The organism is Streptomyces ferrugineus, assembly GCF_015160855.1.
GTDB lineage: Bacteria > Actinomycetota > Actinomycetes > Streptomycetales > Streptomycetaceae > Streptomyces > Streptomyces ferrugineus.
Map to the genome: position 1 here is coordinate 4,908,391 of NZ_CP063373.1, position 25,493 is coordinate 4,933,883.

Sequence of the window (25,493 nt, forward strand, 5' to 3'; positions counted from 1 at the left end):
GCTCCGGACCTGCTGCGTGGTCAGGTCAGGCGGTGGCGGATCCACCAGGTGCAGAACCCGGTCAGGGCCAGGGCGAGGCCGAGGAAGAGCCCGGTCTCGGCCCATTGAAGGGCCCAGAAGTTGCCGGCGGGCTGGTACGTCACCTGCTGCTTGTAGCCCAGGGCGCCGAGGTCGGCGATGCAGCGGTCGAATTGCTGCAGGGTGGGCGGGTCTGACTCGGTGTGCAGGCAGTCGGCGAAGGACGACGGCACGGGGGCTGGCTGACCTGCGGCGTTCAGCGTCTGTTGGGAGGTCTCCCAGGCACCGGGCACCTCGGGATGCGCGACGATCTGCTTGGCGCCCTCCTGGATGCTGATGGGGGCGCCGCCGGGCTCGATCGGCACGGTGGTCCGGTCCGGGGCGGCCAGATGAGGCCGGATCCACATCGGCGCGGAGATCTGGACGGCGGTGTAGACGACGAGCGTGGTTGCCATCGCGGGCAGGGTGCGGCGGATGATGAGGCCGAGGGTGACGCCCAGGACGAAGGCGAAGGCGGCATGGGCCATGGGGACGACACCCCGTGCGGCGAAGGCCACGGGGTCGAGCCGAGGGAAGTACGTGTCCGTCGCGCCACCGCCGTTGACAGCCCGGTCGATGGGGCTGCTCCACCAGCTCACTGCGAGTGCGGCCAGTCCGGCGGCGGTCATGGCGGCTGCCGCACCAAGGCCCAGCTTGGTCGCCAGCCAGCGTGTGCGAGTGACGCCCTGGTTCCACGCAAGGTAGTGGGTGCCGGTCTCCAGTTCACGGGCGATCAGCGGTGCGCCCCAGAACATTCCGATGACCGCCGGCACGGCAAGCACGACCAGCAGTCCGGCGTAGTAGAGGGTCTGATCCGAACTGGAGAGCCGGTCCACCAGGCTGCTGCCGGCAGCGCGGTAAAGGTCGGCCAACTGCGGTCCTGTGATCGCGAGGGTGGCGGCGAGGGCAGTCACCGCGGCGGACATCACGGCGGCCTGGGTGCGGAACTGGCGCCAGGTCAGCCAGATCATCGAAGGACCTCCAGTGCGGGTCGGGTGTCGCGTACCGCATCGGCGGGCCGGGTCATGTAGGCCAGGACGATGTCTTCCAGACCGAGCGGGCTGACGGTCCAGGACGGGTCGTGGACGGCGGTGTCGGTGCGCACCAGGAGGGTGGTCTGCCGGTCGGTGTGGCTGGCGGTGATGACGTGCTGACCGGCCGGGAGCGTGTCCGGGTTCCGGCGCGGTCCGGTGAGCCGGTGGTGGCAGGCGACGAGGTCGTCGATGTCGCCGGCCACTTGTACCCGGGAGTCGACCAGGACGATGACGTAGTCGCAGGCCCGCTCCACGTCGGAGACCAGGTGGGAGGAGAGCACGACGCTCAGCTCGTGCTCGGCGACGGCCTCCATCAGGTCCTGCATGAACTCTCGCCGGGCGAGGGGGTCGAGGGCGGCGACCGGCTCGTCCAGGATGAGCAGCTCTGGTCGCTTGGCGAGGCCCAGGGTGAGGGCGAGTTGCGCGCGCTGGCCGCCGGACAGCCTCCCGGCCTTCTGTTTGAGGTCCAGGCCGAGCCGCCGGATCCGGTCCCGGGCCAGGACGTCGTCCCAGCCGGGGTTGAGGCGGGCACCCAGCCGCAGGTGATCGGTGATGCTCAGGGCGGCATAGGTCGGGGTGTCCTGGGCGACGAAGCCGACCTTGGCCAGCTGCGCGGGGCCGCTGGCGGGACGGCCGCCGCACACCTCGATGGTGCCTGCGGTCGGCTTCAGCATCCCGGAGGCCAGGTTCAACAGGGTTGATTTGCCCGCCCCGTTGGGTCCGACCAGCCCGACGACCCGCCCGGCGGGCACGTCCAGGTCGCAGTTCTGCAGCGCCCAGCGCTGCTTGTATCTCTTGCCCAGAGCCTGGGCCCGTAAGACGGCGCTCACGCTATGTCCTCTCCAGCGGCGGTCCGAAAGGTGGTCATGAACAGTGCCTCGATGGACTCCTCGTCGAGCCCGGCCAGGCGGGCCTTGGCCAGCCACCGCCGGAGGTCCTTCTGGAGCGGGCCGTGCGCGGCGAGCGAGGCGTCGGCCAGCGTCCGCGTCACGAACGTCCCCACCCCCGGCCGGGCGGCCACCAGTCCCTCGTGCTCCAGCTCCCGGTACGCCTTGAGCACGGTGTTCGGATTGACCGCCACCTGCCTGGCCACCTCCTTGACCGTGGGGAGCCGGTCCCCTTCCTTAAGCAGGCCCAGCCTCAGCGCGTGGCGCACTTGCTGGACCAGTTGCTGGTACGGGGACGTGCCGGAACGGTCGTTCAGGTGGAACTCAATCACGGGTTCCTCCATTTATCTAGTTGCCTAGTACTTTAGCCTCATCATGTGATGTTCGGTCAACGGGGAAGGTGCGGCATCGGCCGAAACTGACGAAGGAACAAGGAACTGCGTGGGAGTGCACCGGAGAATCGGGCCTGGCAGTCAGGCCGCTTGTGCGACCGGAGTCCACGTCGTGACCTGTGTGGCAGGGCGGCTTGACCGACGGGTCAGACGTCGGGTCATCAGGGTGATGGCGGCCCATGTGATCAGCGATTCGCTCATCTCAGGGAGGCGTTCGTAGTCGCGGCAGTGCCGACGGGCACGCATGATCCACGACCAAGATCGCTCCACCACCCACCGGCGCGGGCCTTGGCGCCCGGCGGACGGCGAACGGTCTAACGCGAGCCGGAACAGTAATTCCCGTGCCACGAGAGAGACTTGGGCCGCGGCGTCGGTGACCATGACCAGGAGGACAAGGCCGCTGTTGTCGGAGATCAGGTGTCTCTTCCGGCCATTGATCAACTTCCCGCCATCCCACCGTCGCGTGGCCTTGCCGACGGTCTCGGAGGCCTTGATGCTCTGCGAGTCGACGATCGCCGACGCCGCACGGGGTGTCTTCCCACTGGCCAGACGGACCTTTCGGCAGAGCTGGTCGCGGATGACGCCGATGACCCCGGCGGCGGCCCAGCGCCGGGCGAACCCGTAAATCATCCGCCTACCAGTTACGTGGAATCACGGCTCGCTGGATGCGGCTCGTATCCTGCGGGATCATCACGAGCTGAGGGGCCCCATGGGCAGTGGGATATCGGTGGAGGAAAAGTGGCCGGTGCTGGGCCGGCACGAGCGGGCGGCCGAGTGGCTTCGGGTGTGGACGGATCTGGGGAGGGCTCCTCGGACGATCGACGCGTACGCACGGGGGCTGGCTGAGTACCTGCTGGTCTGTGAGCGGGACGGAATCGACCCGGTTGCCGCGACCCGGTTACATGTGGCCGCGTTCGTGAAGGACCTGAGCACGCGGCCGAGTCGGCGCGGACCCAGCGTCGTGGCACTGGACTCCGGGGCCGGTCTGGCGAATGCGACGCTCCAGCAACGGCTGGTGCCGGTACGGCTGTTCTACGACTACCTCATCGAGGAGGGCTTGCGGGAGTCCAACCCGGTCGGCCGCGGACGCTACACACCCGACCGGAGGTTCGGCGGTCATCAGCGAGGGCTGGTACCCCGCCTGACGAAGCTGCCCTGGATCCCGAGCGAACGGCAGTGGCTCGACCTGCTGGAGATCGTGCGCGAGGAGCCCGTACGCAATCGCGTCATGCTCGCTCTCGCCTATGGCGCGGCACTGCGGCGGGAGGAACTGTGCTCGCTGCGGACCGATGACCTTGACCCCGCCCACCGGACCCTACGGATCCGGGCGGAGACGACGAAGACTCGGCGCGAGCGGATCGTTCCGTACTCGGCGGCGACCGGGGTCCTGCTGTCCGGCTACCTCGCGCACCGAGCCACGATCAACAGGGCCCGGGGACCGCTGTTCTTGTCGGAGTCACGCCGCAACTACGGCCAGCCGCTGACTCTGTGGACGTGGTCGAAGGTGATCCGGCGGGTCGCTCTCGCCGCTGACCTGCCGCGGTTCTCGACGCACACCACGCGGCATTTGTGCTTGACCGAATTGGCCCGGATGGGCTGGGAACTGCACGCTATCGCTTCCTTCGCCGGGCACCGCAGCACCGAGTCGACCCTGACCTACATCCACCTCTCCGGCCGTGACCTGGCGGAGAAGCTGAACCGGGGCATGCAGCAGATCCACTCCTGGCGTGTGGACATGCTGACCCGCACGGGCCAAGGCACTCAGGCGGTTGCCAAGTGACCGCGCAACCGAGTACGACGTCCGCACGGCCGACCAGCACCCTGACCTGGCCATGGCCTGTCGACCTCGCCTCCTATGACCGTCACGGTCTGCTAACCGAGGCCGAGGCGGAAGCACTCCAGGACCTCAGTATCGAGCGCGTCCGGCGCGAGGGACTCACCTCTGACGCGGTGGTCCTGCGGCCTATGGCCCGGCTGGTGCGGCCGCTGGCGGACTCCCTTGCCGCCGTGCACTTGCCTCCGGACGACCGTCATCAGCGGCGGTTCGCCCGGGACGCGGCCGGACTGGTTCTGATCCGCTGCGGCGAACTCCGCCGGGCCTTTTGGGGCTGGCCGGTGCAGGACTGGGTGGACCTAATTGACTCAAGCGGCGCCGAGTTCCGACGCACATGGGGTGGCCAGATCGGCCCCAACGCCCGGCCGTTCGTGATCGTCTATGCCTATCTGCTCGGCGAGTTCACCGCCTTCGACCGGCTCGGCCGCTTCCAGCGGCTGCCCCTGGCCCACCGGGTGTTCGGAGCCGACCGTGTCGACGATGCGGTCAGGCGGATCTGCGGAGTCCTGGCCGGCTGGGGTTACCGCCGTGATGCCGAGCGGCTGGCCTCGGCGATCTGCCAGATGCTGCTGCTGAACCGCAGTCCGCTGCTGGAGGACCTGTCCACTGACGCACTGGCCGCACTCCGCGTCCACCCGGCGATGAGCGGGCAGTGGGGCAAGGACCTCCACGGCCTCCACCGAGCGGTCGCCGCGCTCGGCCACGCGGATGCGTCGCCAGCAGGACACGAGTCCGGGCCGACAGCGATGGAAGGAGTCCCAGCTCCATGGGTGGAGTGGGTCGAGCGTTGGCACGCAACGTCGACGCTCACCGCAACGGTCCGCGGCGGTTACCGCAGCGTGCTCGCCAAGATCGGCCGAGGCTGGCCGCCGAACATCCCGGGGTCACCGAGCCGGGCCAGTGGAACCGGCAGACCTGCGCGGCCTGGGTCGCCGCAGTGGACCGGATGGCCGTCGGCGACTTCTCGCAGTGGACGCACGGCATGCTCTCCCAGGACCGCTTGGGCAAGCCGCTCACTGCGGAGTCGAAGTCCGGCTACCTCAAGGTGCCGCGCGCGTTCTTTCGTGACCTGCACGAATGGGAGTGGATCCCGCGCCGCTTCGACCCTTCCCATGCCCTGCGGAAACCCCGAAGCGTTCGTGCCCTGATGGGTCCGGACCCACGCGTGATCGCCGACGACATCTGGGCCAAGCTGCTGTGGGCCGGCCTGAACGTCGAGCCCGGTGACCTGCCGACTGCGGACGGCCGCACGTATCCGGTCGAGCTGATCCGGGCCATTACTTTGACCTGGCTGTTCGCCGGACAACGCAGCGATGAGATAGCCCGCCTCCGGGTCGGCTGCATCCGCTGGCAGCACGACGGCCTGCCCATCCCCGGCGACTCCGGAGAGGTCCTCGCCCGCGACGCGGTCTGCCTGCTGGACGTGCCCACCCACAAGACCGGCACCGCGTTCACCAAGCCCGTCGACCCGCTCCTGGGCCAGGCCATCGAGGCATGGCAGGCCGTCCGACCCGCCCAGCCCGCCACGCTCGACTCCAAGACCAGCGAGTACGCCGACTTCCTGTTCGCCCATCGTGCCCGCCGGGTCGCCAAGCACTACATCAACACAGCGATCATCCCGATGCTCTGCCGCAAGGCCGGCGTCCCCACAGCGGACGTCCGCGGCAACCTCACCAGCCACCGGGCCCGGTCCACCATCGCCAGCCAGCTCTACAACGCCAAGGAGCCCATGACGCTCTTCGAGCTGCAGGAATGGCTCGGCCACCGGACGCCCGAGGCGACCACACACTACGCGAAGCTCACCCCGAACACCCTGGCCAGGGCCTACAACGACGCCGGATACTTCGCGAGAAACGTCCGCACCATCGAAGTCCTGGTCGACCGCGACGCGGTCGCCTCCGGCGCCGCTGCCGGCGGCGAGCCCTGGCAGTACTACGACCTCGGCCACGGCTGGTGCACCTACACCTTCTTCGAACAGTGCCAGCACCGCATGGCCTGCGCACGCTGCGACTTCTACACCCCGAAAGCCTCCAGCAAGGGGCAGTTGCTGGAGGCGAAGGACAACCTGCAGAAGATGCTGGCCGGCATCCCCCTCACCGACGACGAACGCGCCGCCGTCGACGACGGCCAAGCCGCCCTCGACCAGCTCCTGGAGCGGCTCACCGACATCCCCACTCCCGCCGGGCTGACCCCACGAGAGATCGGGCTCCCGGCCACCGCGACGTTCCTGCCGATCATCGACGTTCGCCAAGGGCCGTCCGCGCCAGAGACGATCCGCTAAGACTCCAGACCCTGGTTACCGACACCCGGCTCCCAGAGCACACGGTCTGATCGTCTACGCGGTCTGATCGTCTACGCATAATGCGAGGCATGGACCTACGCTCGGAGCTGCTGCCACCGCCCGTGACCCAACAACAGCTCGACGAGATGTGCAGTGAGATCGAGCGCATCTCCGACTTGATCGCTCGCGGCGGCCCCGCTGAAGAGGCCGTCGCCGCCTTCAACAAGAAGACCGGGCACGAGTACACGATCCTCGACTTCGCCGAGTACTACGGATGGCGCGACCTGGAGGACTTTGCCCGGGAAGCCGCCCGGCCGGCATGGCCGAAGGTGCCCGACATCACGCGCGGCGAGCTCGTCGAGATCGTCTGCAGGATCTTGGCCACCGGCCCCGAGGCCGACTACTACCTGCGGCTTTTTGAAGTCAACGTGCCCCATCCGCGGGCGGCTGGCCTGATCTTCCATCCTCCAGCCGAACTGCAGGACGCCTCCGCCGAGACGATCACCGATGCGGCACTGAGCTACCGCGCGATCCCATTGTGACCAGATGAGCCAAGAGTCCCCCAGGGGGTTGACACCAGGACTCAGATTCCACAGAAAGGGCGGGGTAGTCGGCGGGCATGGACCGCCTTATGTGGAATCGAGCAGGGCTACGCTGCTGCCATGGCCCCGATCCCGTGGGGCAAGTTCCCCACTCTCGCTGAACATCAACTGGCCTGCCGGTGGCTGCAGTTCATGGCGAACATCGGTCGGGCTCCCAATACGATCGACGCGTACGGGCGAGCGGTCGAGGACCACCTGCGATTCTGCGCGGTGGACGGCACAGATCCCGTACTGGCCGGTGCGGACACGGTCGCCGCCTGGATCGGGGACATGCTCGATCGGCCCCGCCAGCGAACGGTGAAGGCGCCTTTGCGGCCGAAGACGGGTCTGGCGAACGCGACGGTCCAGCAGCGTCTGGTGGCCGTGCGGTCCTTCTACGAGTACCTGGTGGAAGACGGACTGCGCGAACGGAATCCGGTACGGCGGGGGCAGACCAGCCGACGTGGCCGCAGTCCTCGGCAAGGGCTCGTACGGCGCATCGAGCCGGCGCCCTGGATCCCCAACGAAGACATATGGCAGCGGATTCTCACCGCGTGCGCCGAGGAGCCGTTACGCAACCGGCTCATGGTCACGCTCGCCTACGACGGGGCTCTGCGCCGTGAGGAGCTTGTCCAGCTCGACGTCGAGGACTTCGAGCCCGCGCACCGCCTGGTCCATCTGCGTGCGGAGACGACCAAGTCCCAGCGGGCCAGGGAGGTCGCCTTCGGCGTCACGTCGACCCGGCTGTTCGTCGCCTACCTCAACGAACGCCGGGGGCTGTTCGGCCGTATCGACGGACCGCTCTTCCGGGCTGCTTCCAATCGCAACTACGGGCGACCGCTGGGGCCTTCCTCCTGGTCGAAGACCGTCGAACGCATCGCCCGCAGAGCCGGTGCCGCACGGCTGTCCACCCACACCTTCCGACACCTGCGGCTGACTGATCTGGCCCGCGCCGACTGGACCATCGATCAGATCGCCCAGTACGCCGGCCACCGCGACCTGGCGACCACGATGCGCTACATCCATCTGTCCGGCCGGGAGTTGGCCGCTCGGCTGCATCACGCGTCGGCATCGGTCCAGCAGGACCGGGAGAACCTGCTGGCGGCACTGGCGGCAGTCCGATGAGCGCGATCGAACGGCCGGCACCGGCCGCGCTCGCAAAGTACTGCGCCGACATCGCAGCCCAGAGCCCGGTGCTGACGGCGGATGAGCGGGCGGCGCTCGGCCGCCTGTCCGCGCTGGATCATCAGGTGATACACGCGCGCAATCGTGCTGACCTGGCCCGGCTGATCGACCCTCTGGAGACGGTCTCGGCTCGGTGGGGGAACGCACTGACCGACTCGGCCCGCAACATGCTCCTGATGGAGGTCGGCCGGCGCTCCGTGGCCTACTGGGCCTGGGACGAACAGACCTGGACGGCATTCGTTGCCTCCGTCACGGGCGAGATCCGTCACCGGCGCCGGGCCCACCTGGTGGCCTGGGGTTATCTCTTCGGTGGACACCGGCGACTGCACCACCGGGTCGGGATGCCCAAGTTGCGTCCGCTGGCCGACTTCGTGTTCGGATACGGGGCGGTCGATCCTGCTCTGGACCAGGTCTGCACGCTGCTGGAACGCTGGGAGACTCAACCGAAATCGCAGCCGGAGCTGGTCCGCTCCTCGGTGCTCGATGCCTTGCTCAGCGCAGGCAGCCCGCGTCTGGAGGACGTGACGCTGGAGCTGCTGGAGGACCTGGTCGCCGACCATCCGGCGTCCAGCGCCCGGCGCCGTGGGTTCTTCAAGATGTCGAGGGTCCTGGCGGCCAACGGCTACATCCCCGAACCGCTCACCGGCAGTCACCAACAGCGCGGAACGCGTCCGGAGACCGTGGCCTCGGTGCCGCCGGAGTGGTTGGAAGTTGTCCTGCGCTGGCGGAAGTTCAGCACCAACGAGCCCGGCACCGTCCGCACCAAGTTCCCCTTGCTGCTGGTGGCCGGACGCTGGGCAGCCGAGAAGCACCCGGAGGCGACGAGCCCACAAGCGTGGACGCGTGACATCGCCGCCGAGTACATCGCGGACACCATGACCGCAGTTCGCGGCCAATGGGCCGGCCACAACCGCAACCGCACCGGCTGGGGCGAGCCCCTGGGCGCCAGCGGGAAGGCCGGACGGGTCGACACCATCCGCAGCTTCTTCTGCGACCTGATCGAATGGGAATGGATCACCCCCAGGTTCGATCCCCGCCGTGTCCTCGCTCTGCCGCTGTCAGTCCGGGCAGGCCGCGACCCAGACCCCCGGATCATCGACGATGCCGCCTGGGCCAAGCTCATGGCCGCCGGTCTGACGCTGACCGCCGAGGGCCTGCGCGCCTACGGGACACCACGGGCGAAGGCTGCCGGATGGCACGCGAACTACTACCCGATCGAGATGATCCGCGCCCTGGTCGGGGTGTGGTTGTTCGGCGGGCTGCGGATGGACGAGATACGTCGTCTCGAACTCGAATGCGTCCGCTGGGACCAGGCCACCGACCCGGACAGCGGCGAGACCTACCGCGTCTGCCTGCTGCACATCCCGGTGAACAAGACGACGGCGGCGTTCTCCAAGCCGGTCGATCCCATCGTCGGTGAGCTCATCGATGCCTGGAAGACCGTCCGCCCTGCCCAGCCGGACATCACCGATCGCAAGACCGGACAGCGGCGCCAGCACCTGTTCTGCTACCGGGCCCAGCTCATCGGCTCCGCCTACCTCAACGACAAGCTCATCCCGATTCTCTGCGCGAAAGCTGGCATTCCCGAGACCGACTCCCGCGGCGCACTCACCAGCCACCGGGCTCGCGCCACGATCGCCACCCAGCTGCTGAACGCAAAAGACCCTCTGTCCCTGGCTGACCTGCAGCAATGGCTCGGGCATAAACACCCATCCAGCACCCGCCACTACGCCAAGATCCTCCAACGGACGCTGTCCGCGGCCTACAAGCGCGCCGACTATTTCGCCCGGAACGTGCGCACCATCCAAGTCCTCATCGACCGCCAGTCCATCCTCACCGGAGCCGCCGCTGGCGGCGAGCAGCCCTGGAAGTACTACGACCTGGGCGAGGGCTACTGCTCCTACGACTTCTTCGCCAAGTGCCCCCACCGGCTGGCCTGCGCACGCTGCCCGTTCTACGTCCCCAAGACCTCAAGCCGCGGCCAGCTTCTGGCCGTCAAGGACGGCATCGACCAGATGCTCGAACAGCTCGACCTCACCGACGACGAGCGCGAAGCCCTCGAGGGCGACCGCGAAGCGGTCGCAGCCCTCGCGGAACGGCTTAGCGACACCCCCACCCCGGCCGGCCCAACCCCCAGGGAGTTGGGCACCACCGACCGCTTCATTCCCCTGACCCAGCTCACGAGCACGATCACGACCCGCGGAGACAACGGCGGCCAATAGCCACGCTCATCCCAGGTGCGGATCGAGGAGAAACCAGTAGTTCACCGTGGGTCCCTGCGCAGCGAGCCCACCTCCGAGGGATTCGTACAGGGACCGGGCCGCCACGTTCGCCTCACCGGTGGTCAAGAACATCTTCGTGGCCCCGGCCTTCGCCCCCGCCTCCATGAAGGCGCGAAGAAGATCCCGTCCGACGCCCCGACGGCGACGAGCTTCCGCCACCTCCAGGTGGTGGACATAAAGCATCGATGACGAGTCCGGACGCGCCAAATGATGCCCCCAGCACCACCCAAGGATCTCTGCCTCATCAGCCGCTACGAAGGCGAGTGCGCTGGGCGTGTCAGCGAACGCCCGAACCGCATCGACCTCCTCGACTCCACGGAAGTGGCGGACCGCCTGCTCAAGCAGTGACGGGTCGTCTCGCGAAATCTGTGTGATCACGGCCTCATCCTGCCCCGATCGCTCAGGCGGCCGGAACGGTCAGCAACATCCCTCGCCGGACCTGGCACATCCCGCACCTCACCAGCCATGCAGTCACCCAGAAAGGTCACACCCCTGTCTCGATTCTCAATAACTTGCCACTTGATGCCGTTATCCACCAGGTAGCGGATGCCGCCGACGATCTCCCGCCGCGGCCATTTCTCCGGGTGTCCACCGGTCGATTTCTGGCAGGCCGGGACGGGTAAAAGCGACTCGATCAGGTGCCATTCGGCATCCGTCATGTCGGACGGGTAGCGGGGCTCGCGCATCCCGGGGTGGGCCCGGCGCGGTGGGAAGCACTGCGGACGCGTGGACCGGGCCCGGTCTCCTCTGTTCTCTCGCCGAGCGTCCCGGCCGTGAGGAGTGGTCAGCGCGGTGGGCGGGCGGCCATCGCGAGGTTCGACTCGGTCGCCTTCATCTGATCGCTGAGGTATCCGGCCCAGGTGCTTTTGGGGAATAGGGCCAGGTGTGGGCCGATCGTGCCCGTGATCACCCGACGGAACTGGGTGGGCTTCTCGCTGAGCCAGGCCCGCTCCCACTCCTCCAGTTCGGCCCCGCTCGCAAGAGTGATAACCCAGGTCACGCGTCCAAATGACGGGCGGCCAGCCGCGTTCGGCGCACAGGTCGCGCAGCGTGGCCAGGCCCCGTCTGGTCTGCCAGCGGCTGAGTTCGCAGGAGCCCATCAGCCGCGCGAGCGTCATGCCGGCGGGCGCGTCCTCGAACAGGGCAATGCGGATCAGGTCCGGCGTGGCGCTCCGCGATCGGGGAACGCTTGGCCACGGTTACTCTCCCCGCAACAGGCGGGCGAGTTCGTCGTCCATGTCGACCTCGCCGGTCTCGGCAGCGGTCTCGATCCAGTCCAGCGTGGCCCGGCAGTGCGCGACGTTCTGCGCCAGGACCGCCTGTTCGTCGTCCGACAGGTGCCGACCGCGCAATTGGGGCACCGCCTTCCCACAGGCCGCCACGAAGTGGTGGCAGGCGCCGACCAGTCCAAAAACTCCTGGGTCCGCTCGATCTTCCTCACCGTCCGCCCCGCTGGCGTCTCCCGACGGAACGCATCGGCCTGCTGCTGAGAGCGGTCGGTCTGGGCTCGGTTGACCGCATGGCGGGCGGTGTCGTCGGCGACCACCCTGGACGCGACCTCCGGACGGCGCAGCACATCGGAGGCGACCTGAGCCGCCACTGCGTCGTCCTCGATGAGGTCGTGGACGACCTCGGTCCGGTGTTGCGTGGTCTCCGCCTTGTTGACCATGTGACGGGCGGTGTCGTCCGCGACCACTTTGGCCGCGACCTCCGGACGGCGCAGGACATCCGTGGCCACCTGGGCGGCGACCTCGTCGTCGGCCAGGCGGTGGAGGTGGACTTTGTGGGAGACGCCGTGACGACGCTGGCCGGCCGGCCAGCGGTGTGCGGCGAACCGGTAGCTGCGGACCGTACTAAGCGACAGCCCCAGGTCATCGGCGTATATCTGCAACGAGACGTCGACGCCGAACGGCTCCTCACCGGGAGCCGGGTGAGCGCCGCCGACCGGCTGCATCGGCTCGATCTCCAGCGCGTGGTCGCCGATGGTGAACTGGATGCGCTGCATCTGCTCGACCAGTTCCCGGTCGGCGGCGATGATCTGCTCGTAGCGCTGGCGGGTTATGTGGCCGATTGTGGCGGTGGGCATGACGCCTCACCCGTCCCTCACGGGTCAGGGCCCGGCAGACCGGACCGCCTGCGACAACACCCCGGCCCAACTTCCGTCAGAGTCAAGCCAGTTCGAGATCCAACACCAGCAATGACAGCAACTGACCGTTCGAAACCAAACCGGACACATGAACCGTTCGTCGAAGCGTTTATCCGGACGCTTGGGCGAACGCTTCCTTACGCGCCACCCAGGCCCTCCGGCGGCACCGAGGCGAGCAGTACACCGCGTTGCGGCGGTGATCCACCCCGGCCGCCCAGACCGTCCCGCACACCGGGCACACCCGCCGACCCTCGTCCCGCGCGAACGCGGCCGTGTGAAGCCGCACCCGTCGCAGACGGCGCCACTGCCTGGAACGGCACACCCCCGAGCAGAACACCGCACGGGGCCCGGCCTCCAGCCTCAGCCAGTCACCGCACCCCGGTCAACGCCGTTCCCGTACAGGCCCGTTGATCCCGGCCACCAAACCAGACTAGACCCGCCCGAAGATCCATACCGGAGGTTGAGAAACGGGCACTGAGCCCCTGCAGGCCGATGTCGGCCCGCAGGAGCAGTGAGGTGTCCGGCTGGAGTCGGCCCGGCTACGGGCCCGGCCTCTCCTGGCAGTTGCCCGCGGAGCGGTGCCCGTCAGCGCCTCTTGTACGCGGCGGTGACTTCGACCTCCACCAGCCAGCCCTTGACGGCCAGCGAGGCGACCTCCATCGTGGCGCGCGCGGGACGGGCTTTGTTGGCGACCAGCGGTGTCTTGGGGGCGGAGGTGCCCATCGGGACCGGGACGACCTCCTTCGAGGTGAGGTCGATGTTGGCGAAGTACTGCCGGTACGCGCGGTTCCATCCGGCGTAGTCGGCGGTCTCGGCGCCGGGTGGTTTCATCAGGTAGCACTTCATGGTGATGACGTCGGCCAGGGTCAGACCCGCCGTTTCGAGGTTGGTCTTGATGTTGCGCAGGACGACGAGCGCCTGGGCCTCGGTGACCGTGACGCCTGTGGCCCCCTGAGTGAGGGCCGGGTCGGTGTAGAGCTCGGGTGAGCCGGCCGGCGCGGACGGGTTGAGCGCGGTCGGGCCGAGGCCGCTGCTCTGGTAGATCGCCACCTCGCCGCCGGTCGCCACCCCGGTGGCGATGGCCGGGTTGGACTGGCCCTCGGGCAGCATGACGCGGACCTCTTTGGCGGTGGGCCACCATCCCTTGCCCTCGGCCAGTGCGGTGCCGCCGGTGAGGAGCGAGGCGGTCAGTGCCGTACCGATCACAGCCTTCGTACGTCGCTTCATGCGGCCATCACCCTTTCGTGGATGTCGGTCACGACCTTGCGGGCCGAGGTGAACGCCCCGTGCTGCCAGGCGATGACGTGGCTGAGCCAGTCACCGGCGAAGTAGACGTGCCCGGCGGGCTGGTTGAGCAGCTGGTACTCGGGACCGGTCTGCGAGGGCCAGCCCACCCAGCCGGCCTCGATATGGGGCGTGCGGTGCCAGGCGACGCTGAAGGAGTGGTCGAGTTCGGTGCGGTACTTGTCGCCGTGGATCTTCACGCCTCGGCTCAGCGCCCGCGCAAGGCGCTGGGTGTGCGGCAGATCGCTGTACGCGACGGCGTTGGCACCGAAGTTGTAGTAGCCGATGAGCGTGCCACGGCGGCCCTGGTAGCCGTAGGAGGGGTACCAGATGGTGGCCAGGTCCGTGTCGGTCGGCGTGATGCCGCCGTAGATGTGCTCGTCCGTCTCCCACCAGCGGCTGCGGTACTCGAGCCCGATCTTGCCGACGGGGGTCGGGACAGCGTATTTCAGGGCCGCGGTGATGTCGGTCCCAAGATTGTGCTTGAGGCGGGCCATGACCATCGGCGGGATCGCCGCGACGACGAAGTCGGCGCGTTGGGTGCGGGTACGGCCGCCGGCGTCCTCGTACGTGATCTCGGCGCCGTCCGGCAGGTCCTTGACCTCCAGCGCCTTGGCGCCGTAGGTGATGCGGTTCTGGCCGATCGCCTTGGCCAGGGCGTACGGGATCGCGTCCATGCCGCCCACCGGCTGGAACATCAGCATGGCCTGGTCGTAGCCGAGTTCGAAGGCGAAGCGCTGCCCCACGCCGCTGGCGATGACGTCCGACAGCGACGGCACCGGGCCGAGGACGGTGCCGTCCTCGAAGGCCGCGCCCGGCTCGACGGAGTAGCCACGCCGGTCGGTGCCGGTGTAGGCGTAGCCGTCGGCCTTGCCCTTGATGGCGCCGAAGCTCTGCAGGAACGTGATCAGCCGTTCCTTGTCCTGCGCGGTGAGCCGTGCGTCCAGAGCGCCCTGGTCGGTTGCCTTGGCGAGGAGTTCGGAGACGTAGCCGTAGACGTCGGCCTTCGCCGTGCGCCAGCGCATGGGCCTGCCCGCGAGGGCGGCGCCGCTCTCGTGGTGGATGTACGCGTTGGCGTTCTGGTTGGTGAACACTTGCAGTTCGACGCCGAGTTCGCGGCAGTACTCGAGCGTGACGTGGGACTGCGGCAGCCGGGCCGGGCCCGCGTTCATGTACTGGCCCTCGGTGAACGTCGCCGTCTGCGTACGCCCGTCGAGGTCGGTCAGCTTCGTGCCGCCGCGGACCGTCCAGTTGCGGCCGCCGGGGCGGTTCTTCGCCTCCAGGATCCGGCAGTCGTAACCGGCCTTGCCCAGCTCGTACGCCGTCGCCAGGCCGGCTATGCCGCCGCCGAGCACGAGCACCTTCTTGCCGCCGCGCCCGGTGAGCGCGAAGTCGCTTCGCTGAGGCGCCCGGTACTCATCCGCCCGCGCGTCCGGCACCGGCGCGAGCCCGAGTGCGCCCATGGCCGAGTACAGCACCCCGGCGCCACCCGCGACGCCGACGGATCTCAGGAAGTCGCGGCGGGATGCCGGGGATTGCTCTGCAGCCATCAATTCCTCCTCACCCCGCACCCCGGGGCGAGCGCCGGCCGGGGAGCGGTCGTTCGGTCAACCCGGTCACGTGGGGGGTGCGAGTCACTGAGGAGACCGGAGGTGCTTCATGAGCCTCCGTCAGGACTGTTACAGCGCTATGCCACTGACGTAACCGGTCCGAGCCATGCGCTGCGAGGCAAGAGGAAGGAACGGGCGCGGTCCCGTCTTTGGGCCTGGGCAAGCCCTCCCCGCCGGGGCAGCCCCTGTGCAGATCGACATGCGCACGCTCGGTCGTTTCGCGATGTGACGGTGAAGCACACGGACAGCGCCACCGCCCCTGCGGGCATCGGAGGACGCCGGTGCGGCCGTGTTCACATCTCCGGCCGGTCGATCGGTCGGTGTTTGGCCGCTATAGGGGTTTCTGTTTCAAGCTTGCCGCAGAGCAGGTCCTCACCCAGGGGCTGTGCCAGGTTGCCCCGCGGCTGGAAGCCGGAGCGTGTCTACAGCTTCTCTCCCGTCTTGCCGAGCACTGCGGTTCCGCCGCTGCGGAGGATCAGATCGTCGGCCAGGATCCATGTGGCCTCGTAGGGGGAGGACACGTCGGTCACCGCTGCTGGTGGCCGGTGCCCGGATCGACCCCGATCACTAGGCCGTCCTCTCCGGTGATCAGCGGGCCGGGGGCCGCCAGGCGGGCGGCCCGGATGACGGCGACCGGGGGGCCTCACGCTTCCCGCCTCACGCTTCCCGCCTCCCTTCTGCCGCTGTCCACGGCCTGCCGGGGGAGCCAGATCTGGTCCGCCACGCGGTCCGGGGGCCAGGAGCGGACCGGGCCGTACGCCACGTACTGGCGCACCGCGTCGTGGAGCCGGTACAGGAGTCGGCCGTCGGCGGCCGGTCCGACCCCGTGCACCATCTGGCGGTCAATGAGGTCATCGAGTAGATCGGCGGCCGGTCCTCGCGACGGTGTCACATGAGTCACCATGTCGTCGACACCGAAGTCGCCGTTCACCGTCCTCAGCCGCTGTAACGCGGCCCTGACCGGGGCGGGCAGTGAGCTGTAGCAGGCCGCCACACTGGCCTCCAGCGACAGATCGCCGATGTGCAGGAAACGCAGCCGGTCCTGCTCGTTCGTCAGCCGGTCCGCCAGATCACGCAGCGACCGGTGCGGTCGCGCCGACAGCCACAGCCCGGCGATGTGCAGGGCCAGCGGCAGCCCCCCGCAGAACCGCAGCACACTCGACGCGGCCGATCGCTCCGCGTCCGTGCGTTCGGTTCCGAGCAGGTCCTCCAACACCTGGAGGGCGTCCTCATCGCTCAGGGCGCCGATGTGCCGGCGGAACTGGTCGGAGAGCGCGGGGAGTTCGCGGCGCGCGGCCACCAGTACGGCGCTGCGCGAGCCGTCCACCAGCAGCGGCCGTATCTGAGCCTCGCTGTCGGCGTTGTCCAGGACGACGAGGACGCGCCTCCTGTTCAGCGCGTCCCGCAGCCGGGCGGCTGCTTCCTCCGGATGGTCCACCGCCGGTCCGGCACCGAGGGAGCGCAGTACGCGGGGGACGATCTCGTCCGGCGTCAGCGGTGTGGAGGACGCTCCTGGGTGGAGATCCACGAACACCTGTCCGTCCGGGAACCGGTCGCGTACGCCGTGCGCCGCCTCCAGGACCAGCGACGTCTTCCCCACGCCGGGAGGCCCGACGACGACCGCGGGCCGCCCGGTGTCGCCCTGCTCCGTGGCGGAGAGGTGCGCACGCAGCGAGTCGACGTGCGCCGTCCGGCCGACGAGTCTGTGGCGGGGCGCCGCGGGGAGTTCGGCGGGTACGAGACCGGGTGGTGGCTGATGCTTCCCGGCGCCGGGTCTGCGCATCAGCCGCCCGATCTCGTCCGGGGGCAGCCCGAGGGCCTTGGCGATCAGCAGCAGTGACTGTTTGCGGGGGCGGGAGGTGTGGCCGGTCTCGAGGTTGCGGATGGCCCGCACACTCACTCCGGACCGTTCTGAGAGGTCCTCCTGGGTCAGGCAGGCCGCCTCGCGTGCGGTGACCAAGGCGTCCGCGAGCGTCGTGGGCAACGATGTCCGGGGCACGAAAGGCAGGTCTCTGCTTGCGGGTCGGTGGTCGGCGAGCGGCCGGGTGTCCAGGGGCGGACTGCCACCCTCACGGTTGGCGGAGGCTCGTGTTCGGTCGGCTTCGGCCGGCGTCGGGTCGGCTTCGGTTCGGCTGGTGAGAACACCCTGTCGTGTCACGACTTTCCCAGGGTTGGCGGGGCGGGACTGGTCCTCAGGGGCTCGGTCGTGGGGGCCGGCCTGAGGGCTCAGCGTTCTGCATGCAGTCACGGCCGCCGCACCGGGGCGGGCCGTGTCGGGGGCCGGTCGCGCGGTCAGGGGGCGGCAGCGTGCGGTTCGCCGTGAACGTGGGGGGCGCGAGCAACGAGGTGGAGCAGTCGGGACCGGACGGGGCCTCAGCCGGACGCCCGGTCCGCCATGGGCATCAAGGTCACTACGAACTTGTAGCGGGAGCCGCGGTATACGGAACGGACCCACTCCACCGGTCTGCCCTCCGTGTCGTGCGAGTGTCGGGACAGCAGCATCATCGGAAGGCCCACGTCCGTCGCGAGCAGCCTGGCCTCGTACGGGGTCGCGAGCGAGGTCTCGATGCCCTCCTCGGCCTCCGACAGGTGCACGCCGTACACCTCGCCGAGCGCCGTGTACAAGGATCTGTACCTGGCCAGCGACTCGCGCAGGTCGGGGAAGCGCCGTGCGGACAGGTGGGTCGTCTCGACGGCCATGGGCTCGTCACCGGCCAGCCGCAGCCGCTCGATGCGCACCACCCGCTCACCGACATCGATGTCGAGCAGACGCGACAGCTCCTCGTCGGCCTCGATATGACGCATGTCCAGGATGCGCGAAGCGGGTTCGAGGCCCTGTGCCTGCATCTCCTCGGTATGGGAGGTGAGTTGGAGGACGCGGTAGAGCTTCGGCCGTGCAATGAAGGTGCCTTTTCCATGGATCCGGTCCAGCCGGCCTTCACCGACGAGCTCCTGCAGCGCCAGCCGGACTGTGGTGCGCGAGGTGTTGAGCCGGACGGCGAGTAATCGCTCGGCCGGCATGCGTGAACCCGGCGTCAGCGACCCCGCGATCGCGAGGACCTGTTGCTTCACGCGGTAGTACTTCGGCACCCGTGCGGCGCCACCGGGCATGCCGGTGTCGTGCTGAACGATGCTTACGTCGGTGGTCATGACCTGCCTTCCGGGCGCACTCGCAGGTGTCTCGTTATAGCCCCCAACTCGCCTTTGGTCTAGTCCAACTGGGGGCGGTGTGTCACGGCGCGGAGGCGGTTCTGTGGCCTCCCGGGAGTGGCTGGGCGGCCTTCTGGGCAATCCCGGCGTACTGAAAAGCCTAGACCAAGTCGCGTGCGGGCCCACGGCCTTCGGCACCGTCCGGCGTGGCGGCAGGCAGCAGCGCATCGCAACGCACGGCCTGCGAGCGGCACTTGCGGTGACCGCGAGGCCGCCGGGGGCAGGGGTGTCGCATCGCCACGCCCAGAGCGGCCCCGGTCTGCGGGGCGGTCGGCAACAGGCAACTGGCAGGCAGTTCGCGGCAACTTCGCCGGGTTGCGATTGACACCACGAATTGGTCTAGTCCACTTTGAAGCAACCTCAGTTCGATCAGTGACGGCCCGGAGTTCCCCTCGGCCACTGAGGACTCGAGCCTTGGAGTGATCGCATGCCGACATCCGACCCCTACCTGTACCGCGCCCCGACACGGCGCCCGTATTTCAGCGCCGACGGCGAGACATACCTCGCACAGACGCAGCTGAGAGAGATCGAGATCGAGAAGTCACGGCCACTGCGCGTGCTGTCGGAACAGGACTTCGCCTTCTGGCAGACGTACGGATACGTCGTGGTGCGCAACGCCGTCTCGCCGGGCGCGGCAAAGAGCCTGTACGAGTTCGCCTGGGAGTTCCAGGGACTGGACCCCGACCGGCCCGAAACCTGGTACGAGGAACGCGAGTTCCGCTCGGATCTCGACCGCGACCTGCACGTCTACGGCTTCGTCGAGGCGTACCACCACCAGCTCATGTGGGACACCCGGCAGACACAGCGGGTCTACGACGCCTTCGCCGACGTGTGGGACTGCGACGAGCTGTGGGTCACCCTCGACCGGCTGAACCTCAACCCGCCCAACCGCGGCAGCCGTTCGCGTTCCCTCATCGAGCCGACCGCCGAGGGCTTCGACATCGAACTGCACTGGGACGTCGACACCACACTGGGCGTGCTGCCGCAGCGGGTGCAGGGCATCCTGGCCCTCAACGACACCCAGCCCGAACTGGGCGGGTTCCAGTGCGCACCCGAGCTGTTCCGGCGGTTCGACGAGTGGCGGATCGCGCAGCCGGCCGACCGGGACCCGATCCGGCCCGCGATCGACCGCGCCGAGTTCCCCGTGGTGCGGCCCGACCTGCAGGCCGGCGACCTGCTGATCTTCAACGGACTGCTGGCCCACGGGGTCGCGCCCAACGTCTCCGAGCACGGTGTCCGCGCCGTGCAGTACCTGTCGATGATGCCGGCGCTGGAGGAGCACGAGGAACTGCGACGCTCCCGCGTCGAGTCGTGGCGCACCCTCAGCACGCCCGACTGGAACGGCACGCTGCTCGGGGACGCCGTTCGGCACGAATCGCTCCGGTACGGCACCGCCACGCTCGACGACCTCGGCAGGAAACTCCTGGGACTCGACTCCTGGAGCGAACGAGAGAGCACCAAGTGAACCGACAGACCAGCACCGACCGGATCTGCCTGGCCCTGCCCACGAACAGGGCGTGCGCGGACGCCATCGTGGGGATCGGCGAGGAGGCCGCGTACGCGGCCCGCAACTTCGGCACCGAGGTGCACCTGCTCATCCTCGACTCCTGCGACGAGACCACGCGGGCCGAGCACGCCCGTGTCGTGGCCGGCCTGCCCGCCACTGCGAACGTGATCGTCCACCACCTCGACGAAGCCCGCCAGCGGGACTTCCTACGCCGCACGATCCAGCGCTCCGACGTCGCCGTGCCCAAGCTGCTGCTCGGCCTCATGCTGCCGACCGCACTCTCCTACGGCGCCTGCACCAATCGCGCCTTCCTGATCGCCAGTGCCCTCGGCTGCCGGTCCGTGCACCGGCGGGACTCGGACTGCACCTACCAAGTCCTGGACGGCGAACGTGTCTTCCCCATCCACCACGAGCTGTCCTCGCTCGGCAGGCCCGCCATCGAGGCGTCTGCCGCCGTGACCGAGACCGTCCTCGCCGCCGACCACGGCCACCGTCCGGTGTCCATGGTCGGAGCCTCCTTCATCGGCGAACCGTCCGTGGACATCGCCGAGATCGAGCAGCTCGACGCGGGCGTCTACCACGACGTCGTCAGCCTGTGGGCACCCGCCCACTGGTCGGACGAGCAGAAGGAACAGCTGGTCGAGGAGTCCTTCAAGGGCGCCGGAACCACCCCCTTCACCGGAGACCACTCCACCCTGACGCTGGTCGACCCCATGCGGGTGGACATGAGCAACATCGGCTTCGACCACGACGTGTACGAGCGGGTACCGCTGCCACCGGCGACCGACACCATCGGCAGCGACTACTTCCTCATCCACCTCGTGCACGACGCCGCGCTGCCCGGCGTGCTGCACAACCGCCACATCGAGAACTTCTACACGCCCTTCCGGCGCACCGACGCCGGCTTCCGCGCCTACCAGATGCGGTTCGTGAAGTTCCTGCTGTCGATGCTCTACTTCAACGACGTCTACGAGCGCATGGGCGCGGCCGGTGCCGCACTGCTGGACGAGCGGCAGCACGTCCGCGGCGACGTCATCTCCGGCTTCCTGCGCGACAGCGCCGCTCTGGACTGGACGGAGAACATCTGGCGCCTGGACCGGGTCAGCACCTCGTACCGCAAACTGGGCGGCCGCTACGCCAAGTTCGCCGACCGGATGGACGCGCGCCGGGATCAGCTGCTGGACGAGGCACGGCGGGACACGGAGGACTTCGCGCTGCTGATCGACGCCTGGCCCGCGCTGGTGCGCGCCGCCCGGGAGACCGGCCTCGGGAGCGCGGACGCGTGATCGCCGACCTGGGCGTGCGACTGGCCTCCGCCCTGGCCGCCGCGTCGTCGGACTGCGTCGTCTTCGATCTCACCGGGGTCGGCAGCCAGTACGACCACCTGGTGCGCGAACTGCCCGGCGTCATCGTCCGGTTCGCGATGAAGGCGTGCCCGGTCGACGAGGTGCTGACCTGCCTCGCCGACCGGGGCGCCGGCTTCGACGCGGCGAGCCCCACGGAGATCGAGCAGGCGCTGCGGCTGGGCGTACCCGCGGACCGCATCCACTACGGCAACACCGTGAAGTCCGACGCGAACATCGCCGAGGCCCACCGGCTCGGCGTGCGGACCTTCGCCACGGACAGCGTGCAGGACGTGGCGGCCGTCGCCGCGCACGCCCCCGGCGCCCGCGTCTACTGCCGCCTCGCCACCAGCGGGGAAGGCGCCCTGTGGGGACTGAGCCGCAAGTTCGGCTGCTCGCAGGACGACGCCGTCCGCGTGCTGACGGCGGCGCGGGCCGCCGGACTGACCCCGGCGGGACTCTCGGTGCACGTCGGCTCGCAGCAGATGACGTACGAGGCATGGCGCCAGGCCCTCGACCAACTGGCCGACACCATGGTGGCGTTGCTCGAACAGGGAATCGTGCTCGACCACGTCAACTTCGGCGGTGGACTGCCCGCGCTCGGTTACCTCGACCGGCACGGCCGCAGCCTGGAGCCGCCGCTGGACAAGATGTTCGCCGTTCTACGCGAAGGCATGGACGAACTGCGGCACCTCAACGCGGCGCCTCTCGCCTTCGTCATGGAGCCCGGCCGCCATCTGGTCGCCGATCACGGCGCGATCCGTGCGCACGTCTACCGGCTCACCGAGCGGCGGCAGCCCGACGGCGAGCTCGTGCACTGGCTGTACCTGAGCTGCGGAAAGTTCAACGGCCTCTACGAGATGGACGAGCTCTGTCACCGGCTCGTCTTCCCGGGGCACTTCGACAACGAGTACGTCGCCGCCGTGGTGGCCGGTCCCACGTGCGACAGCGACGACGCCCACGCAATCGCGCACCGCCTCGTGCCCAAGGCGCTGACCTCCGGCGACCCGGTCTGGGTCCTGTCTGCCGGCGCGTACGCCACCAGCTACATGACACAAGGCTTCAACGGCTTCGCACCGCTTCCGCACACGACGGTACGTGACGGGATCGGGCGTGCGGGGGCGGCGGCGTGAGCGGGGGAGGGGCGGGCCACGACGAGCGCATCCGTCCCGTGCGCGACGGTGACTGGCCGGGCATAGCCGCGATGGAGGCGGCGGCCTACGCGGGAAGCTCACTGACCGAGGGCCGGGCGGCGCTGGAGTCGAAGGGGCGCGCCTCGCCGGACACCTGCTTCGTGCTGGACATCGAGGGGCGCGTCGCCGGGTACCTGCTCTCGCTGCCGTACCCGATGTTCCAGTACCCGGCGCTGGCCAGGTACGACGAGGCCGTGCACGACTCGCGCAACCTCCATCTGCACGACATGGTCGTCGCGCAGGAGCAGCGGGGCAGGGGCTGGGGCGGCGGACTGCTGGCCCGGCTGACGGCCGCCGCGCGACCCCGGTTCCAGCACATCTCGCTCGTCGCCGTCGACGGCATGGCCGCCTTCTGGGCCGCGCACGGCTACCGGGCCCACCCGGGAGTCCGGCTCCCGGAGAGCTACGGCGACAACGCCGTGTACATGTCCATCGCGGTGCCCGGCAGCGGTACCAGCCATTCGAAGGAGGTGGCCCGGTTCCCGTGCCCCGTGTCCTAGACGACTTCAGACGTACGCAGTTGGCGATCGCGGCGCTGTTCTGTTTCCTCGGGTTCCAGTACGCCACCTGGATCTCCCGGATCCCCGCCCTCAAGACACGCCTCGACCTCAGCGCCGGGGAGGTGGGCCTGCTGCTCATGGTCACCGGGGCAGGCGCGGCGGCTTCCTTCCCGCTCGTCACGTTCCTGATGAAGCGCCTCGGAGCGCGCCACCTCGCCCTGCTGTCCGGGCTGGGCCTGGTGGCGATCCTCCTGGCGCTGTCCGTGGCTCCCAACTACCCCGTGGCGCTGGTGATCCTCTGCGCGGACGGCGTGGCCGTCGGCTGCCTGAACGTGGCCATGAACGCGCAGGGTGCCGCCCTCGAGGCGGCCCACGGACGTACGGCGATGACACAACTGCATGCCACCTTCAGCGCCGGTTCGTTCCTCGCCGCCCTGGTGTCATCCGGCGTGACCACGGTGACCTCCGGCATCGTCACCCACTTCGCCGCCGCGTCAGCCGTACTACTGGTGCTCCTCGCCTGCGCACGCCCGCGCCTGCTCGCCGAAGACGCTCCCGCTGACGAGCCGGCCGATCAGGAGGAGGGCAAACGCCGCCGCGGAATGGCCAGGCCGACCCGGGTGATGCTCTGGCTCGGCTGCACCATGGTGTTCGCCGAGGTGGTCGAAGGCTCCATGAACGACTGGTCCGCGCTCTACCTGAAGGACGTCGCCGGCGCATCGGCCCAGGTCGCTCCGCTGGGCATCGCGGTCATCTCGGTCGTGATGGTCCTCGCGCGCCTCTTCGGCGACGGCTGGCGCAGCCGCTGGGGCGACGCCGTTGTCGTCCGCGTCGGCAGCGCCGTGGCCGGCATCGGACTGGCGCTGGCACTGTTGGCCGGAGGCGTAGTGCCCGCGCTCCTCGGCTTCGCGTGCGTGGCGCTGGGCGTGGCCGCCGTGACGCCGTGCCTCTACGTCGCCGCCGCAGCCGAAGGCCCGCACGCCCTCTCCCTGGTCGCCGCCACCGGCACCACCGGCCTCCTCGTCGGTCCCGCCGTGATCGGCTTCGTGGCCGAAGCCAGCGACCTGACCTGGGGGATGGCCGTCGTGGCAGCCTCAGCCGTCATCGTCTCCCTGTGCACGACCCGCCTGAGCTGGGCCCCCACGAAGGCGACGTCCGAGGGGAGTATGGACACGGAGGTGGTCGGAAAGGGGGCCGCGTGACCGCCCTCTCGGGGGCGGAAGTCCTGGGCGACCGCCCCTGCCTGACGACCTCGCGCATGGTTGGCCGTGGCACATCGAGGCGTACCGTGCTGACGCTGTTCACGTTCGAAGCTCGCGCTCGAGGGTGGCGGCCTGTCGGTGTGTGAGCAGCGCGGCGACGGCTTGGACGATGTCGCTCATATGCTCGCGGCGGCCAAGGCGGCGGGCGAGATCCCGCAGTTCTTCAGGTGCGCGGTGCCGTGCTCGACGCGGATGCGCCGCGAGGAGTGCGCCTTACGCTGCGGCTCGTGCCGCTCTTCGTACCAGGCGGGGGCGTTCTTCTTGAACTTGCGTGTGGCGGTGTCACCGGGGCGTCCGCCGGTCTGCGCCCCATGTCCTGATAGCCGGCATGCGCGAGGATCTCCAGGAACGGACCGTCGGCCAGGAGTTGGGCCAGTCCCAGCTGTCTGGCCGGGTGATGTTGGCGCAGCTGCCCGGCCGGACCGGGCTGCAGAACACCACGCGCCCTTCGGCGTCCGTGAGGACCATGGACTTCACGGCGTTCTGCTTGGTCTTGCCGGAGACGAGCTTGTCCTGGTCCTTGCGGCCTGCGGCCGGGCGTCGCACGCGGATCACTGTGCCGTCGATGATCGCAGTCTGACCGCCGGCGCCCAGGTGGCCGATGACCTCGGCGAGTGTGCCCAGCCGGATGCCCGGCGCGATGGTGCAGACTCACCAGGGGCCGGCAGCCGTGCCTGATGCCGCTCGTGCCACAACGGCCCTGCCTCAGCGACGAATTCAGCGACGAATTCAGCTATCACCGTCGGCGACAGCCCGGTGACCGGGTACTCAGCCACGATCAACTCACGCGCCCCAGCCCCCATCATGCCCAGTTCAACGAGCTACCGGGGCGCCGAGCCACGGCCACCGTGCAGGAGGTCGCAAGGAGAGCCGGCGGTTCCGATTCGCCGGGTGCTTCGGACTGC

The 25,493-nt window shown here is 69.1% G+C and carries 23 protein-coding genes and 1 pseudogene; 10 read left to right on the plus strand and 14 right to left on the minus strand.

The genetic code is table 11. From position 1 onward, the window contains the following. Positions 1-20 precede the first annotated feature (20 nt). From IM697_RS22400 to IM697_RS22415, 4 genes are all read right to left on the minus strand, one after another. Positions 21-1,028, minus strand: a complete 1,008-nt coding sequence (locus IM697_RS22400) for a transporter (protein WP_194049473.1) — start codon at positions 1,026-1,028, stop codon at positions 21-23. Further along, positions 1,025-1,921 (minus strand): ABC transporter ATP-binding protein, encoded by an 897-nt coding sequence (locus IM697_RS22405; protein ID WP_194049474.1) that lies wholly within the window; start codon positions 1,919-1,921, stop codon positions 1,025-1,027. Before IM697_RS22405 ends, IM697_RS22400 begins: the two co-directional genes overlap by 4 nt. Beyond that, positions 1,918-2,322 carry a GntR family transcriptional regulator gene (locus IM697_RS22410; protein ID WP_194049475.1) on the minus strand — a complete coding sequence of 135 codons (405 nt, stop codon included), beginning with the start codon at positions 2,320-2,322 and terminating at the stop codon, positions 1,918-1,920. The genes IM697_RS22405 and IM697_RS22410 overlap by 4 nt, the downstream gene beginning before the upstream one ends. A gap of 129 nt (positions 2,323-2,451) precedes the next feature. Continuing rightward, entirely contained in the window at positions 2,452-3,000 is a 549-nt protein-coding gene (locus IM697_RS22415; protein ID WP_194049476.1) for a transposase, read from the minus strand. Between the two features lie 79 nt (positions 3,001-3,079). Between IM697_RS22415 and IM697_RS22420 the strand changes: the two genes are divergently transcribed. After that, positions 3,080-4,150: a tyrosine-type recombinase/integrase gene (locus tag IM697_RS22420; protein WP_194049477.1), complete on the plus strand. Its 1,071-nt coding sequence runs from the start codon at positions 3,080-3,082 to the stop codon at positions 4,148-4,150. Between the two features lie 362 nt (positions 4,151-4,512). Here the strand turns inward: IM697_RS22420 and IM697_RS44760 are convergent, their stop codons facing one another. Beyond that, positions 4,513-4,908, minus strand: coding sequence for a hypothetical protein (locus tag IM697_RS44760; protein ID WP_228044851.1), 396 nt, complete (start codon positions 4,906-4,908; stop codon positions 4,513-4,515). Positions 4,909-4,991: 83 nt separating this feature from the next. On the opposite strand from IM697_RS44760, the gene IM697_RS22425 reads away from it, so the two are divergent. The 4 genes from IM697_RS22425 (at position 4,992) to IM697_RS22440 (ending at position 10,473) form a co-directional block, all read left to right on the plus strand. Then, positions 4,992-6,485, plus strand: a complete 1,494-nt coding sequence (locus IM697_RS22425; protein WP_228044853.1) for a tyrosine-type recombinase/integrase — start codon at positions 4,992-4,994, stop codon at positions 6,483-6,485. An 89-nt stretch (positions 6,486-6,574) separates the two neighbouring features. Next, a complete protein-coding gene (locus IM697_RS22430) occupies positions 6,575-7,027 on the plus strand; it encodes a hypothetical protein (RefSeq protein WP_228044854.1) in 453 nt (150 codons plus the stop codon). Positions 7,028-7,147: 120 nt separating this feature from the next. Continuing rightward, positions 7,148-8,191 carry a tyrosine-type recombinase/integrase gene (locus tag IM697_RS22435; RefSeq protein WP_194049479.1) on the plus strand — a complete coding sequence of 348 codons (1,044 nt, stop codon included), beginning with the start codon at positions 7,148-7,150 and terminating at the stop codon, positions 8,189-8,191. Continuing rightward, the gene (locus IM697_RS22440; RefSeq protein WP_228044856.1) at positions 8,188-10,473 is read left to right on the plus strand and encodes a tyrosine-type recombinase/integrase; all 2,286 of its coding nucleotides are present in this window, start codon (positions 8,188-8,190) and stop codon (positions 10,471-10,473) included. The genes IM697_RS22435 and IM697_RS22440 overlap by 4 nt, the downstream gene beginning before the upstream one ends. A 6-nt stretch (positions 10,474-10,479) precedes the next feature. On the opposite strand, the gene IM697_RS22445 is transcribed toward IM697_RS22440, so the two are convergent. The 8 genes and pseudogenes from IM697_RS22445 to IM697_RS22480 form a co-directional block, all read right to left on the minus strand. After that, complete coding sequence (locus tag IM697_RS22445) at positions 10,480-10,911, minus strand: GNAT family N-acetyltransferase (RefSeq protein WP_194049480.1); 432 nt, start codon at positions 10,909-10,911, stop codon at positions 10,480-10,482. After that, positions 10,908-11,192 (minus strand): transposase, encoded by a 285-nt coding sequence (locus tag IM697_RS45945; RefSeq protein ID WP_194049481.1) that lies wholly within the window; start codon positions 11,190-11,192, stop codon positions 10,908-10,910. The genes IM697_RS22445 and IM697_RS45945 overlap by 4 nt, the downstream gene beginning before the upstream one ends. A 125-nt stretch (positions 11,193-11,317) precedes the next feature. Beyond that, on the minus strand, positions 11,318-11,533 hold the full coding sequence (locus IM697_RS22455; protein WP_194049482.1) for a hypothetical protein: 216 nt from the start codon (positions 11,531-11,533) through the stop codon (positions 11,318-11,320). 199 nt (positions 11,534-11,732) lie between these two features. Then, positions 11,733-12,619, minus strand: a pseudogene (locus IM697_RS22460) (DUF6192 family protein). 645 nt (positions 12,620-13,264) lie between these two features. After that, positions 13,265-13,906, minus strand: a complete 642-nt coding sequence (locus tag IM697_RS22465; protein WP_194049483.1) for a Rid family hydrolase — start codon at positions 13,904-13,906, stop codon at positions 13,265-13,267. After that, positions 13,903-15,513 (minus strand): flavin monoamine oxidase family protein, encoded by a 1,611-nt coding sequence (locus IM697_RS22470; RefSeq protein ID WP_194049484.1) that lies wholly within the window; start codon positions 15,511-15,513, stop codon positions 13,903-13,905. Before IM697_RS22470 ends, IM697_RS22465 begins: the two co-directional genes overlap by 4 nt. A 703-nt stretch (positions 15,514-16,216) precedes the next feature. Beyond that, positions 16,217-17,533 carry a helix-turn-helix domain-containing protein gene (locus IM697_RS22475; protein ID WP_265582733.1) on the minus strand — a complete coding sequence of 439 codons (1,317 nt, stop codon included), beginning with the start codon at positions 17,531-17,533 and terminating at the stop codon, positions 16,217-16,219. Between the two features lie 413 nt (positions 17,534-17,946). Further along, entirely contained in the window at positions 17,947-18,723 is a 777-nt protein-coding gene (locus IM697_RS22480; protein WP_194049486.1) for a GntR family transcriptional regulator, read from the minus strand. 487 nt (positions 18,724-19,210) lie between these two features. Between IM697_RS22480 and IM697_RS22485 the strand changes: the two genes are divergently transcribed. Genes IM697_RS22485 through IM697_RS22505 form a run of 5 tightly spaced genes read left to right on the plus strand, consistent with a single transcriptional unit; the run spans position 19,211 to position 24,528 of the window. Beyond that, positions 19,211-20,248 (plus strand): phytanoyl-CoA dioxygenase family protein, encoded by a 1,038-nt coding sequence (locus tag IM697_RS22485; RefSeq protein WP_194049487.1) that lies wholly within the window; start codon positions 19,211-19,213, stop codon positions 20,246-20,248. Further along, complete coding sequence (locus tag IM697_RS22490) at positions 20,245-21,576, plus strand: DUF6271 family protein (RefSeq protein ID WP_194049488.1); 1,332 nt, start codon at positions 20,245-20,247, stop codon at positions 21,574-21,576. The genes IM697_RS22485 and IM697_RS22490 overlap by 4 nt, the downstream gene beginning before the upstream one ends. Beyond that, the gene (locus IM697_RS22495; protein ID WP_194049489.1) at positions 21,573-22,766 is read left to right on the plus strand and encodes a type III PLP-dependent enzyme domain-containing protein; all 1,194 of its coding nucleotides are present in this window, start codon (positions 21,573-21,575) and stop codon (positions 22,764-22,766) included. The genes IM697_RS22490 and IM697_RS22495 overlap by 4 nt, the downstream gene beginning before the upstream one ends. Beyond that, positions 22,763-23,326: a GNAT family N-acetyltransferase gene (locus IM697_RS22500; RefSeq protein ID WP_228044857.1), complete on the plus strand. Its 564-nt coding sequence runs from the start codon at positions 22,763-22,765 to the stop codon at positions 23,324-23,326. The genes IM697_RS22495 and IM697_RS22500 overlap by 4 nt, the downstream gene beginning before the upstream one ends. Next, positions 23,311-24,528 (plus strand): MFS transporter, encoded by a 1,218-nt coding sequence (locus IM697_RS22505; protein ID WP_194049490.1) that lies wholly within the window; start codon positions 23,311-23,313, stop codon positions 24,526-24,528. The genes IM697_RS22500 and IM697_RS22505 overlap by 16 nt, the downstream gene beginning before the upstream one ends. 342 nt (positions 24,529-24,870) lie before the next feature. Here IM697_RS22505 and IM697_RS44770 read toward each other — a convergent pair whose 3' ends face one another. Further along, the gene (locus IM697_RS44770; protein ID WP_265582734.1) at positions 24,871-25,134 is read right to left on the minus strand and encodes a hypothetical protein; all 264 of its coding nucleotides are present in this window, start codon (positions 25,132-25,134) and stop codon (positions 24,871-24,873) included. Positions 25,135-25,493 lie beyond the last annotated feature (359 nt).

Bases quoted from the DNA above. Each gene is read 5' to 3' on its own strand.
- IM697_RS22400 (WP_194049473.1), bottom strand. From the start codon at position 1,028: ATGATCTGGCTGACCTGGCGCCAGTTCCGCACCCAGGCCGCCGTGATG.
- IM697_RS22410 (WP_194049475.1), bottom strand. From the start codon at position 2,322: ATGGAGGAACCCGTGATTGAGTTCCACCTGAACGACCGTTCCGGCACG.
- IM697_RS22415 (WP_194049476.1), bottom strand. From the start codon at position 3,000: ATGATTTACGGGTTCGCCCGGCGCTGGGCCGCCGCCGGGGTCATCGGC.
- IM697_RS22420 (WP_194049477.1), top strand. From the start codon at position 3,080: ATGGGCAGTGGGATATCGGTGGAGGAAAAGTGGCCGGTGCTGGGCCGG.
- IM697_RS22430 (WP_228044854.1), top strand. From the start codon at position 6,575: ATGGACCTACGCTCGGAGCTGCTGCCACCGCCCGTGACCCAACAACAG.
- IM697_RS22435 (WP_194049479.1), top strand. From the start codon at position 7,148: ATGGCCCCGATCCCGTGGGGCAAGTTCCCCACTCTCGCTGAACATCAA.
- IM697_RS22440 (WP_228044856.1), top strand. From the start codon at position 8,188: ATGAGCGCGATCGAACGGCCGGCACCGGCCGCGCTCGCAAAGTACTGC.
- IM697_RS45945 (WP_194049481.1), bottom strand. From the start codon at position 11,192: ATGACGGATGCCGAATGGCACCTGATCGAGTCGCTTTTACCCGTCCCG.
- IM697_RS22465 (WP_194049483.1), bottom strand. From the start codon at position 13,906: ATGAAGCGACGTACGAAGGCTGTGATCGGTACGGCACTGACCGCCTCG.
- IM697_RS22470 (WP_194049484.1), bottom strand. From the start codon at position 15,513: ATGGCTGCAGAGCAATCCCCGGCATCCCGCCGCGACTTCCTGAGATCC.
- IM697_RS22480 (WP_194049486.1), bottom strand. From the start codon at position 18,723: ATGACCACCGACGTAAGCATCGTTCAGCACGACACCGGCATGCCCGGT.
- IM697_RS22485 (WP_194049487.1), top strand. From the start codon at position 19,211: ATGCCGACATCCGACCCCTACCTGTACCGCGCCCCGACACGGCGCCCG.